This is a genomic window from Vibrio sp. 10N.239.312.D08, from assembly GCF_041466145.1.
GTDB lineage: Bacteria > Pseudomonadota > Gammaproteobacteria > Enterobacterales > Vibrionaceae > Vibrio > Vibrio crassostreae_C.
In genome coordinates this window covers 68,756-81,924 of sequence record NZ_JBFSSD010000004.1, presented here as the reverse complement: position 1 = coordinate 81,924, position 13,169 = coordinate 68,756, and the positions used below count along the sequence as shown (strand labels likewise).

The following is a 13,169-nucleotide window of genomic DNA, read 5'->3' as shown; positions in this document are numbered from 1 at the left end:
GTGAACCAATCGCGCGGGTAAGTTGTGGGTCAAGAACTACACAAATATTAAAACCCGCGCTGAGCGGGTTTTTTTGTAACTGGCACTTTTAAAAGAACATCATTCTCAATAATAATTTGGATAGCAATCGATACAATATCGATATAAGGAAGCACCCATGAACGATCAAGTGATAATTTTTGATACGACTTTACGTGACGGCGAGCAAGCGTTGGCAGCAAGCCTTACGGTAAAAGAGAAATTACAGATCGCTTATGCACTTGAACGACTGGGGGTAGATGTTATTGAAGCGGGTTTCCCTGTGTCATCGCCAGGCGATTTCGAATCAGTACAAACCATCGCAAAAAATATTAAAGATAGCCGTATCTGTGCGCTTTCTCGTGCAGTTGCAAAAGATATCGATGCCGCTGCAGAAGCGCTAAAAGTGGCTGAGCAGTTCCGTATTCATACCTTCATTTCTACATCGACGGTTCACGTGCAAGATAAATTACGCCGCAGCTACGACGATGTTGTCGAGATGGCAGTGAAAGCGGTAAAGCATGCGCGCAACTACACTGACGATGTTGAGTTCTCTTGTGAAGATGCCGGTCGTACACCTATCGACAACCTATGTCGTATGGTTGAAGCCGCGATTAACGCGGGCGCAAAAACCATCAACATTCCAGACACCGTAGGCTACACAGTACCGAATGAGTTTGGTGGCATTATCCAAACGCTATTTGATCGCGTACCCAACATCGACCAAGCGATCATCTCTGTTCACTGTCACGATGACTTAGGCATGTCGGTTGCTAACTCAATTGCTGCCGTTCAAGCAGGTGCTCGACAAATTGAAGGCACAATCAATGGTATTGGTGAGCGTGCGGGTAACTGTTCTTTAGAAGAAATCGCAATGATCATCAAAACTCGTCAAGAGCTATTAGGTGTTCATACCGGTTTGGACCACAAAGAGATTCACCGTACCAGTAAATTGGTTAGCCAGCTTTGCCATATGCCAATTCAAGACAACAAAGCTATCGTCGGTGCAAACGCGTTCAGCCACTCTTCAGGTATTCACCAAGATGGCATGCTAAAGAACAAGAACACTTACGAGATCATGACTCCTGAGTCTATTGGCTTGAAAAACAAGGCATTGAACCTAACAAGTCGCAGTGGTCGTGCAGCCGTTAAGAGCCACATGGACGCAATGGGCTACAAAGACAATGAGTACAACCTAGATTCATTGTACGAAGACTTTTTGAAACTGGCTGACCGTAAAGGCCAAGTATTCGATTACGACCTAGAAGCACTAATGCACTTCGCAAATCTACGTGACGAAGATGACTTCTATAAACTTAACTACCTAAGCGTACAATCTGGTAGTGTTATGTCTACCACCAGCATCAAGCTGCAATGTGGTGATGAAGAGAAATGCGAAGCGGCTGTCGGTAACGGCCCGGTTGATGCTTTATACCAATGTATCTACCGCTTAACGGGTTACGAAATTGCATTGGATAAATTCGACCTTACCGCGAAAGGTGAAGGCGAAGATGGCTTAGGCCAAGCTGATATTATTGCGAACTACAAAGGCCGCAAGTACCACGGTACAGGCGTTTCAACGGATATCGTTGAGGCCTCTGGTCAGGCGCTACTGCACGTTATTAATAGCATTCAACGCGCAGACACCATTGCTGAAATGAAACAGCAAAGAATCGCAACAGTTTAAACACCCAATAACAGAGCCCTAGAGCCGATGTTATTGGCTTTAGGGACAAAATTTAAAACGAGCTAAATAGCTCAGTAACAAAGAATTAAAGGATTAACATGACTGATAAATCATACAAAATTGCCGTACTACCTGGTGATGGCATTGGCCCAGAAGTAATGCAACAAGCGCATAAAGTGCTAGACGCGATCGAAAAGAAGCACGCGATTAGCTTTTCTCGCGAAGAGTATGATGTTGGTGGTATTGCAATTGATAACCACGGCTGTCCACTTCCAGAAGCAACAGTCACTGGCTGTGAAGAATCTGACGCAGTACTTTTTGGTTCTGTTGGCGGTCCTAAATGGGAACACCTTCCACCGAACGACCAACCAGAGCGTGGTGCCCTACTTCCTCTACGTAAACACTTCCAACTGTTCTGTAACCTACGTCCAGCTCAAATCCATAAAGGTCTAGAGTCTTTCTCTCCTTTACGTGCTGACATCTCAGGTAACGGTTTCGACATCGTGGTAGTCCGTGAGCTAACAGGCGGTATCTACTTCGGCCAACCTAAAGGCCGTGAAGGCGAAGGCGCAACTGAAAAAGCTTTTGATACAGAGGTTTACCACCGCTACGAAATCGAACGTATTGCAAAGATTGCGTTTGAATCGGCACGCCTACGTAACAAAAACGTTTACTCAATCGATAAAGCGAACGTTCTACAGAGCTCTATCCTATGGCGTGAAGTCGTTGAAGAGATCGCAAAAGATTACCCAGATGTAACGCTAAACCACATGTACATCGACAACGCGACCATGCAGCTAATCAAAGACCCATCTCAGTTTGACGTAATGCTATGTTCAAACATCTTTGGTGACATCATCTCTGATGAATGCGCAATGATCACTGGCTCTATGGGTATGCTTCCTTCTGCAAGTTTAAATGAAAGCAACTTCGGCCTATACGAACCAGCAGGTGGCAGCGCACCAGACATCGCAGGTAAGAACATTGCAAACCCAGTCGCGCAAATCCTTTCTGCAGCCCTAATGCTTCGTTACAGCCTAGGCGAAGAAGCGGCAGCACAAGACATCGAAGCAGCGGTTTCTAAAGCACTTTCTGCAGGCGAGCTAACGGCAGACCTTGCTGGCAAAAACCAAGCGCTGACTACCTCTGAAATGGGTGACAAGATCGCTGAGTACATCTTAGCTTCATAAGCTAAAGGCTCCGATTAGAAGCAAGTACATAAGAATAATATCAAGCCAAGTCAGCGTAAACCGCATGACTTGGCTCGAAACAAACACTGGGACTGATGCTCCCAAGGAAGAAAAGCTATGTCGACAAACCAGCACGCAAAAACCTTATACGAAAAAGTTTATGACGCTCACGTTGCGGTTGCAGCGAAGGGCGAAACACCAATTCTTTATATCGATCGTCACTTAGTTCACGAAGTAACGTCACCTCAAGCATTTGATGGCTTGCGTGAGAAAGGCCGCAAAGTTCGCCAAGTTGGCAAGACTTTCGCGACCATGGATCACAACGTATCGACACAAACTAAAGACATCAACGCTTCTGGTGAGATGGCTCGTATCCAAATGGAAACGCTATCGAAGAACTGTGAAGAGTTTGGTGTCACGCTTTACGACCTAAACCACAAATACCAAGGTATTGTGCACGTAATGGGCCCTGAGCTAGGTATTACTCTGCCGGGCATGACCATCGTATGTGGTGACTCGCACACGGCTACACACGGTGCATTTGGTTCACTAGCATTCGGTATCGGCACTTCAGAAGTGGAGCACGTTCTAGCTACGCAAACGCTAAAACAAGCTCGCGCTAAAACCATGAAGATCGAAGTAAAAGGCAAGGTTACTCCTGGCATCACTGCAAAAGACATCGTGCTAGCGATCATCGGTAAAACAACGGCTGCTGGCGGTACTGGCTACGTAGTTGAATTCTGTGGTGAGGCAATTACCGACCTTACGATGGAAGGTCGTATGACAGTATGTAACATGGCAATCGAGCTTGGCGCTAAAGCAGGCTTAATCGCTCCAGATGCAACGACATACGAGTACATCAAAGGTCGTAAGTTCTCTCCAGAAGGCGAAGACCTAGAAGCAGCAATCGAATACTGGGATACGTTAAAAACCGATGCTGATGCAGAATTCGATGCAGTTGTTACATTAGAAGCGGCAGACATCAAACCACAAGTCACTTGGGGTACCAACCCAGGTCAGGTTATCTCAGTAGACACACCAATCCCTGCACCAGAGAGCTTCGCAGACCCTGTTGAAAAAGCATCAGCTGAAAAAGCATTGGCATACATGGGCCTAGAAGCGGGTAAATCTCTATCAGATTACAACGTAGATAAAGTGTTTGTTGGCTCTTGTACTAACTCTCGCATCGAAGACATGCGTGCAGCAGCAGCGGTAGCGAAAGGTCGCCAAGTGGCTAAACATGTACAAGCGCTTATCGTTCCGGGCTCTGAGCAAGTAAAAGCGCAAGCTGAAGCTGAAGGTTTGGATGTTATCTTCAAAGAAGCAGGTTTTGAGTGGCGCCTACCAGGTTGTTCTATGTGTCTTGCAATGAACAACGACCGCCTTGGTCCACAAGAGCGCTGCGCTTCTACATCAAACCGTAACTTTGAAGGTCGCCAAGGCCGTGATGGTCGTACGCACCTAGTTAGCCCTGCAATGGCAGCCGCAGCCGCTATCGCAGGTCACTTCGTCGATATTCGTGAACTTTAATTAGAGGATTTAACATGTCAGGTTTTCAACAACACACCGGATTAGTCGTTCCTCTAGATACGGCCAACATTGATACTGATGCGATCATTCCAAAGCAGTTCCTACAGAAAGTGAACCGCATTGGTTTTGGTAAGCACTTATTCCATGACTGGCGCTTCCTAGACGATGCAGGCCAACAGCCAAACCCTGAGTTTGTAATGAACGAAGCTCGCTACCAAGGCGCTTCAATTCTTTTAGCTCGTGAAAACTTTGGTTGTGGTTCATCTCGTGAACACGCACCGTGGGCGCTTGCCGATTACGGTATTCAAGTGATGATCGCGCCAAGCTTTGCCGACATTTTCTACGGCAACTCGATCAACAACCAAATGGTGCCAGTTCGATTGACTGAGCAAGAAGTGGATGAGCTATTCCAATTCGTTGAAGCGAATGAAGGTGCAGAAATTACGGTTGATCTAGAAGCAATGAAAGTCAGCGCTAACGGCAAAGAGTACTCGTTTGAAATTGATGAGTTCCGTCGCCACTGCTTACTGAATGGCTTAGACAACATCGGCCTTACACTTCAACACGCCGATAAGATCTCAGAGTTTGAAGCTAAGATTCCTAGCTTCCTAAAATAATCAGACGTTTCTGAATGAATCCAAAGGTTGGCCTAGTGCCAACCTTTTTTATTTAGCTAAGCTTTTAACTTAACTTCATATGTTTATTTAAATGAAGAGCAATGAAAGAAAATGGTAAGCCTTAAGGTCTTAGTAGTCAGTCATCAGGAGAATGCCATGAAACAACTACTTTTTATTGTCAGCCTACTTTTCTCAACCTTAGCTTGGTCTGCGCCTAAATCCGATCTTTGGCCATACTGGAACCAAAGCAATGAAACCAACCTAGAACAAGTATCTCATCAAGATTGGCAACAATTCCTCGATAGCTACTTGGTTAAACAGGGGCAAAATACGTTAGTTCGCTACAAAGCAGTGAACACCGCAGATAAGAAAAAGCTCAAGCAATATATCAAGCAACTCGAACAGGTTAATCCGCTCGACTATTCAAAAGCGGAGCAGTATGCCTATTGGGTTAACCTATACAACGCCGTGACTGTCGATTTGATTCTTGATGCCTACCCGATCAAATCCATCACTAAACTTGGCGGACTATTTAGTTTCGGTCCGTGGGGAGATGATGTGGTAGTCGTTAACGGGAAATCACTGACACTCAATGACATTGAACATCGAATCCTAAGACCGATTTGGCAAGATCCTCGTACGCATTATGCAGTGAACTGTGCCAGCCTAGGTTGCCCTAACTTACAACCTGACGCTTTTACCTCTGACAATACTGAAGCCTTGCTAGAGCAAGCTGCAACTGAGTTTGTAAGCAGTGACAAAGGCGTGATGGTTACAAATAATAAGCTTCAACTATCATCGATTTACGAATGGTTTGCTGTGGATTTTGGTACGAAGAAACAGCTTATTCAACACTTAGACCAATATCGAACTGAAGCAGTAACCAATACTCAAAACATCAGTTATGAATACGATTGGTCGCTCAACCAAGCAAACTAGCTCTAACGCTAACGTTAACGTTCACCACTAAAACAAAAAAATAGGCTAGAAGTTCTCTAGCCTATTTTTTATCTATTGGACTACATATCTACAATTAAAAGCTTGAGCCCGGTTGCTGCAAGAATTCAATTTCTTCGGGAGTCGAAGCTCGCCCTAACACCTCATTACGGTGCGGATAGCGACCAAATCGCTCAATGATAACCTTGTGCTTAAACTCAAAATCCAGATTATGCTCTAATCCCGTTTGAGAAAAGAGTTCCACGGCTTGTTCATGGACTAACAAAGACTCACTGTGCATATAAGGCATATACAGGAAGCTTTTTTGTTGCTCGTTAAGCTGGTGGTCAAAACCACCCGATACCGCTTCTTGGGCTAGAGCCAACGCCATCGGATCAGCAGAAAATGCTGTCGGACTGTTTCTACCTATATTTCGAGAAAACTGATCAAGCACAATAATCTCTGCCAATCGCCCTTGTGCGTTTTGTCGCCATTCAAATAGCTCGCCTTGAATGGCTGCTTTATGCAATTCAGAAAATCGAGACTCTATCAAAGTGTCAATCTCGGCGCCGCCAGTAAACCAATCTTTAGGCGTCAACTCATCGAACCAAAACTCTAGAACATCCTGATACGTTACCGTCATATAATTCCCTTTAATAAAAAACCGAGTAACTTTGTTATTACTCGGTTTAGTGTTCAATTACTTAAAACCTTTTACTTTCTTTATCAGGTCATAAGCATTCTGAATTTCTTGCGATTTCTCTTTCGCAACATTCATCATCTCAGGCGGTAAGCCCTTCGCCATCAGTTTATCTGGGTGATGTTCATTCATCAGCTTGCGGTAGGCTTTCTTCACCTCTTTACCGTCAGCACTTTCACTCACACCAAGAACCTTATATGCGTCGCCAAGTTGGTTCTGTTGCGAAGCCTGTTGCCAACCTGATGATTGCCCATGACCCTGATGGCCACCAAAGCTTCCACCTTGCTGTTGGAAACGGAACGCAGCTTCTTGCATCTGCAAGCGGCGTTCTAGTTGTGCTGCCGAAAACCCAAGCCCTTGCGCTATTTTATGCAGAACTTGACGTTCACTCGGGTGCAAACTTCCATCCGCAAATGCGGCAGATACCTGAAGCTCTAGAAAGAACTGCAGAAGATCAAAACGACCACCCGATGAGATTTTAACTCGATCAAGTACGTCGTTCAGAGGGAAGTCGCTCTCTTTGCCGTCACGGAATGCATCTTGCGCTGCTTTACGCTGTTCGCCATGTAGGTTCATACGCTCCATCATGGTAGAAGCGAGTTGAATCTCTTCTGGCGTTACCTGCCCTTTCGCTTTAGCAACGTGCCCCATAACCGCAAAAGCGGATTTAAAAAACTCGTTCTGTCTTTCTGCTTGGCTTGGACCTCGACCAAAACCAGAGCTATTGAAGCCTGATTGGTTCAATCCGCGAGCTTTATCGAATTGGTGTCCTAAAAACAGACCAAAAACTAAACCGAGTGGCCCTCCAAATAAAAAGCCAAAAAACGCGCCCAAAATTTTGCCAAATATTTGCATTATGTGTTCTCTATCTATGAATTTTATCTGAGTAATGCTGTCTGATGATGCTGAATGCTATTATTTCCTTTATCATAAGGAAAATGCTTTATTAATTGGATTGATACTAGATCAACCCTTCATCTAGTGACACAGGATAGTTCAACTTCATGCAATCTTTTTCCCGCACCTTGTTAGCCGCGTCTATAAGTACGGCGTTATACGTGTCGACAACTCAAGCTGAAACAATCACCGATAGTAGTGTGCAGGAAATGCCCTCTATAGATCAATGCTTGATCGAGCCCGCTGCAGAAAACGAGACACAGCTACCCGCTCACGTTGAGTCAGATCGCCTAGAAGCTATCAATGGTGACAAAGCAATATATTCAGGTGACGTAGTCGTTACGCAAGGGAACAAGACCATCCTTGCCGATAACGTAACCCTGCACCAACAAGAAAATATCGTTGTAGCTGAAGGCAACGTAAACTTTAGTGATGGTCAAATCAAATCTATCTCAGACAGAGCGACCAATAATCTGACTACAGATGAAATGACGCTTGAGAACACCGATTACGAATTCCTTTGCGAGCCCGGTCGCGGAGATGCTGTTTATATAGCAAAAACAGGTAAAGCGGTTTATGAGATTGAAGATGGCTCCATTACCTCTTGCCCTATCGGCGATAATGCTTGGCGTCTAAGAGCATCGAGCATCAGTGTCGACCAAGACGAAGAACAAGCCACTTTTTATAATCCACGTTTTGAAATCCAAAGTGTTCCCGTCTTTTACTTACCTTACTTAACAGTACCGGTGGGTGATACACGTAAAACCGGTTTCTTGTACCCAACAGTTTCGTATGGTTCAAGCGATGGTTTTGAAGCTGAAATTCCTGTTTATTGGAACTTAGCACCAGACTACGATTTGGAAACTACCTTCAAGTACATGCAAGAGCGTGGCACTCAACTCAACAGTAAATTCAGATATTTAAGCGATTTTGGTTCCGGTAGTATCGAGTCTGAATATTTACCAGACGATCAAAAGTACACTGATCTAGGCGATCGTTGGGGTTTCCAACTAGAACATTCAGGAATATTCCAACAATCTTGGTTATTCGAAATTGATTACTCTAAAGTCAGTGATATTGACTACTTTTCGGACATGAGCTCAAATATCGGTAACCGTGAAGATGGACAACTGCTTCAAGAAGGGCAAGCAACATACCGTTCTCAAAATTGGGATGCGTCTGTACTTGTTCGAGACTTCCAAGTTCTTACCACCAGCAATAACTTGCCTTATCGTCTAATGCCACAACTCGAGTATAACTACTATGCTCCAGAGGTAATGGATTACCTAGATTTTGACTTAATCAGTCATATATCAATGTTCGATACCGACGCATCAGGCAAACCATCAGCCACTCGTGTTCACGTTGAACCTGGTATTACAATCCCAGTAGGTAACACTTGGGGCACTTGGACAACCGAAGCACGATTACTTGGTACATACTACCAACAGGATCTTGATGGCGTTGATACAACAAGTGACGAGTACAAAGATTTAGAAGAATCGGTAAGTCGAGTTATCCCTGAATTTAGAAGCCACGCTGGTATTGTTCTGGAGCGAGATACCACGATTGTAGGTAACTATACTCAAACCTTGGAGCCTCAAGTCCAGTACCTGTATGTTCCTGAAGAGGATCAAAGCGATATTGGTCTTTATGATACTACGCTGTTACAAACCGATTACTACGGCCTATTTAGAAGCCGTAAATACAGTGGTGTAGACCGCATTGCGTCAGCAAATCAAATTAGCTATGGCGCATCATCTCGCTTTTTTGATGATGAGTACCGAGAGCGCTTAAACATATCTTTTGGTCAAATTTTCTATTTTGATAAAGATACAAAACAGACTTTAGACAACGACGACTCTAATAAGAAAACTAATTATTCGTCTTGGGCTATTGAAATGGATTTCAACTACGATGATTACCTTTTCTACCATGGCGGTGTGCAATACGACATTGATTCATCTTCGATGCAACTTGCTAACAGTACCATTGAGTACCGTTTTGCCGGCGGCTATATACAAACCAACTACCGCTATGTAACAGAAGAGTACATAAATGAAACTGTAGATTTTGACGTATCATCCATAACTAGAGATGGTATCTCACAAGCAGGCTTACTTGGTGCTTACCAGATTTCGCGGAAGTGGAATGCCAGTGCTCAATATTTCTATGATTTAACCACACAAGAAAATCTAGAATGGTTGGCTCGCTTGAACTATAAATCGGATTGTTGGTATATCGGATTTACGTATAGTAACCAGCTGACAAATAACATTAGTGATCCAAATGTCACGCCTGAATATGAAAATAACTTTGGTGTGAATTTCGGCATTATCGGCTTTGGTACTAACTTAGGCTCTGATTCAGGCGCTGTTGGGGATAGCAGTTCTGATAACTCATTGAGCTACGGTCGCCCATTCTTCTTAAACAACTAATTTTCTTTACTGATAAGAAATCAGTAAATTTAAAGGATTACACATGACATTGTGGAAACGCACATTAATTGCTATTGCAGCGACTTGTACTTTATCAACAAGCTTTGCAGCACCGGTTGAGCTAGACAGCGTAAAAGTTATCGTTAACGAAGGCGTTATCTTACAAAGCGACATCGATGCTTCGATGAAGACACTGCGTGCCAACGCAAAAAAAAGCGGTCAAACACTGCCATCGCAAGATGTGCTCAATGAGCAAGTACTAGAAAAACTGATCATCGATACTATTCAAACTCAAGAAGCAGAACGTATCGGTGTTCGTATTGATGATGCTCGACTTGATCAAGCAATTGAAGGTATCGCTAAAGACAACAACCAAACGGTAGAACAACTTACCGCATCGGTTGCTAAAGAAGGCCTTAGCTACAATGCATTTCGAGAGCAAGTAAGAAAAGAAATTGCGGCAAGTGAGGCTCGCAATGCTCTAGTTCGCCGTCGTATTAACATCCTTCCTGCAGAGGTCGATAACCTAGCGGATATCTTAGCGCAAGAGACTAACGCAACCGTTCAATACAAGATTGGACACATTCAACTTCGCTTCAATGATGACCAAACCAAAGAAGAGCTAGAAGCCCAAGCTAAAGAACTTGTCGAAGAACTGAACTCAGGCAAAGATTTCAGCACCATGGCATATACTTACTCTAAGGGTCCTAAAGCGCTGCAAGGTGGTGATTGGGGTTGGATGCGTAAAGAAGAGATGCCAACCATTTTTGCGGACCAGATCAAAATGCAAAATAAAGGCAGCATCATCGGTCCTTTCCGTAGCGGTGTAGGTTTCCACATTCTAAAAATTGAAGATGTGAAAGGCTTAGAAACCGTAGCAGTAACGGAAGTGAATGCTCGTCATATCTTGATTAAGCCAACCGTAATCTTGAGTGACGATGGCGCGAAAGAACAACTTGAAAAGATCACGCGCCGCGTAAACGCAGGCGAAGCGAGCTTTGGCGACCTTGCACAGCAATACAGCCAAGATCCAGGTTCTGCAGTACAAGATGGTGAGCTAGGCTACCAAACACCAGATTTGTATGTACCAGAATTCAAACACCAAGTAGAAACGCTACCAGAAGGCAAAATCAGTGCGCCATTCAAAACCGTACACGGTTGGCACATTGTTGAAGTACTAGACCGTCGCGAAGTCGACCGTACCGATTCAGCTTTGAAAAACAAAGCTTACCAAATTCTATTTAACCGTAAATTCAACGAAGAAGCTGGTGCTTGGCTACAAGAAGTAAGAGCAAGTGCCTTTGTTGAGATGGTTGAGGACGACCAAGATGACAACAACTAAACGTATTGTCATAACCGCAGGTGAACCAGCAGGGATAGGCCCAGATTTAACTTTGGCTCTATCTCAAGAAAGTTGGCCTCATCAACTCGTGGTTTGTGCTGATAAAACACTGCTATCCGAGCGAGCTAAAATTCTTGGTATCGAAGTCGATCTTCTGGACTACGATGCAAATGCAGCTAAGCAACCGCAACGCGCTGGCACACTGGTAGTGAAACACGTTCCACTTGCTGAAACGGCAGTTGCAGGTCAACTCAATGAGGCTAATGGTCATTACGTATTAAATACTTTAGAAACCGCAGCAATTGGCTGTATGAATGATGAATTTGATGCTATTGTCACCGGCCCCGTTCACAAGGGTGTAATTAACCGAGCTGGCGTTGCTTTTAGCGGCCATACCGAGTTCTTTGCAGAGAAGTCCAATACACCACTGGTGGTGATGATGTTGGCAACTGAAGGGCTGCGTGTTGCGCTAGTAACAACGCACATCCCACTAGCTTATGTATCTCAAGCTGTGACCGAAGACAGATTAGAGCAAATTATTGCTATTCTAAATAAAGACTTGGTTGAAAAATTTGCTATTGAGAAACCAACTATCTATGTGTGTGGCTTGAATCCACATGCTGGTGAAGATGGTTGTTTAGGGCGTGAAGAGATTGAAACTATCACCCCGACGCTAGAAAAAATTCGCCAAAAAGATGGCATCAATTTAGTTGGCCCATTGCCAGCAGACACCATCTTTAATGAAAAATATTTGCAAGATGCAGATGCTGTTTTAGGTATGTATCACGACCAAGTACTCCCGGTATTGAAATACAAAGGGTTTGGTCGCTCAGTGAACATCACGCTTGGCTTACCGTTTATTCGCACATCAGTCGACCACGGTACCGCCTTAGACTTGGCAGGGAAAGGCCAAGCCGATACAGGGAGCTTTAGAACAGCGCTCACGCACGCCATTGAATTAGTAGAGAAAAAGCAATGAGAAATGATGTCCACTTAGGGCACAAAGCGCGTAAACGTTTTGGTCAAAACTTCCTTAACGATCCATACATTATTGATGGCATCGTATCGAGTATTAACCCACTACCAGGTCAAAACTTGGTAGAGATCGGTCCTGGTCTAGGCGCAATTACTGAGCCTGTGGGTAAGCTTGTCGATAAATTTACTGTTATCGAATTGGATAGAGACCTTGCAGAACGTCTTCGTAACCATCCAGATCTTGCGGACAAGCTAACGATCCGTGAAGGCGATGCGATGAAGTTCGATTTCCAAGAACTGGTTAAGCCAAACAATAAGCTACGCATCTTTGGTAACTTGCCATATAACATCTCTACACCATTGATGTTCCACCTTTTTGAATTCCATAAAGACGTGCAAGACATGCACTTTATGCTTCAAAAAGAAGTGGTTAACCGTCTAGCTGCTGGCCCTGGCAGTAAAGCTTACGGTCGTCTTACTGTAATGGCTCAATACTACTGTAAAGTAACGCCTGTGTTAGAAGTTCCACCAACGGCCTTCGTTCCGCCACCGAAAGTAGACTCAGCAGTCGTGCGCCTACAGCCATACGAAGTGCTGCCTTATCCGGCAAAAGATCTGAAATGGCTAGATCGCGTCTGTCGTGAAGGCTTTAACCAACGTCGTAAAACAGTTCGTAACTGCTACAAGAGCTTAATCGATAAGGAAGTGCTTGAAGAGCTAGGTATCAACCCAAGCATGCGTCCTGAGAACTTAACGCTCGAGCAGTTTGTCGACATGGCAAACTGGTTGTACGACAGTCATAACGCTGACAAATAAATAAAAAAGGCTCCTACACTTCG

The 13,169-nt window shown here is 44.3% G+C and carries 11 protein-coding genes; 9 read left to right on the top strand and 2 right to left on the bottom strand.

Annotation, left to right across the window (positions count from 1 at the left end; translation table 11 throughout):
• Positions 1 to 157 precede the first annotated feature (157 nt).
• The 5 genes from leuA to AB6D58_RS03645 all read left to right on the top strand — a co-directional run bounded on the left by leuA (position 158) and on the right by AB6D58_RS03645 (position 5,981).
• A complete protein-coding gene (leuA, locus tag AB6D58_RS03665) occupies positions 158 to 1,705 on the top strand; it encodes a 2-isopropylmalate synthase (protein WP_048614879.1) in 1,548 nt (515 codons plus the stop codon).
• Between the two features lie 98 nt (positions 1,706 to 1,803).
• Positions 1,804 to 2,895, top strand: a complete 1,092-nt coding sequence (gene leuB / locus AB6D58_RS03660) for a 3-isopropylmalate dehydrogenase (RefSeq protein ID WP_017061390.1) — start codon at positions 1,804 to 1,806, stop codon at positions 2,893 to 2,895.
• A gap of 117 nt (positions 2,896 to 3,012) precedes the next feature.
• Entirely contained in the window at positions 3,013 to 4,425 is a 1,413-nt protein-coding gene (gene leuC / locus AB6D58_RS03655) for a 3-isopropylmalate dehydratase large subunit (RefSeq protein WP_372073167.1), read from the top strand.
• A 14-nt stretch (positions 4,426 to 4,439) separates the two neighbouring features.
• On the top strand, positions 4,440 to 5,042 hold the full coding sequence (leuD, locus tag AB6D58_RS03650) for a 3-isopropylmalate dehydratase small subunit (protein WP_017061388.1): 603 nt from the start codon (positions 4,440 to 4,442) through the stop codon (positions 5,040 to 5,042).
• 156 nt (positions 5,043 to 5,198) lie between these two features.
• Positions 5,199 to 5,981: a DUF547 domain-containing protein gene (locus tag AB6D58_RS03645; protein ID WP_372098533.1), complete on the top strand. Its 783-nt coding sequence runs from the start codon at positions 5,199 to 5,201 to the stop codon at positions 5,979 to 5,981.
• A 94-nt stretch (positions 5,982 to 6,075) separates the two neighbouring features.
• Here AB6D58_RS03645 and AB6D58_RS03640 read toward each other — a convergent pair whose 3' ends face one another.
• Positions 6,076 to 6,621 (bottom strand): DUF924 family protein, encoded by a 546-nt coding sequence (locus AB6D58_RS03640; RefSeq protein ID WP_372098532.1) that lies wholly within the window; start codon positions 6,619 to 6,621, stop codon positions 6,076 to 6,078.
• A 57-nt stretch (positions 6,622 to 6,678) separates the two neighbouring features.
• Positions 6,679 to 7,533, bottom strand: a complete 855-nt coding sequence (gene djlA, locus AB6D58_RS03635) for a co-chaperone DjlA (RefSeq protein WP_372098531.1) — start codon at positions 7,531 to 7,533, stop codon at positions 6,679 to 6,681.
• 149 nt (positions 7,534 to 7,682) lie between these two features.
• Between djlA and lptD the strand changes: the two genes are divergently transcribed.
• From lptD to rsmA, 4 genes are read left to right on the top strand one after another with little or no spacing between them, the layout of a single operon-like run.
• Positions 7,683 to 10,013, top strand: a complete 2,331-nt coding sequence (gene lptD, locus AB6D58_RS03630) for an LPS assembly protein LptD (RefSeq protein ID WP_372098530.1) — start codon at positions 7,683 to 7,685, stop codon at positions 10,011 to 10,013.
• A gap of 43 nt (positions 10,014 to 10,056) precedes the next feature.
• Positions 10,057 to 11,355 carry a peptidylprolyl isomerase SurA gene (surA, locus tag AB6D58_RS03625; protein WP_372156511.1) on the top strand — a complete coding sequence of 433 codons (1,299 nt, stop codon included), beginning with the start codon at positions 10,057 to 10,059 and terminating at the stop codon, positions 11,353 to 11,355.
• Positions 11,342 to 12,334: a 4-hydroxythreonine-4-phosphate dehydrogenase PdxA gene (pdxA, locus tag AB6D58_RS03620; protein WP_017062941.1), complete on the top strand. Its 993-nt coding sequence runs from the start codon at positions 11,342 to 11,344 to the stop codon at positions 12,332 to 12,334. The genes surA and pdxA overlap by 14 nt, the downstream gene beginning before the upstream one ends.
• Complete coding sequence (rsmA, locus tag AB6D58_RS03615; protein WP_017062942.1) at positions 12,331 to 13,146, top strand: 16S rRNA (adenine(1518)-N(6)/adenine(1519)-N(6))-dimethyltransferase RsmA; 816 nt, start codon at positions 12,331 to 12,333, stop codon at positions 13,144 to 13,146. The genes pdxA and rsmA overlap by 4 nt, the downstream gene beginning before the upstream one ends.
• Positions 13,147 to 13,169: the final 23 nt, after the last annotated feature.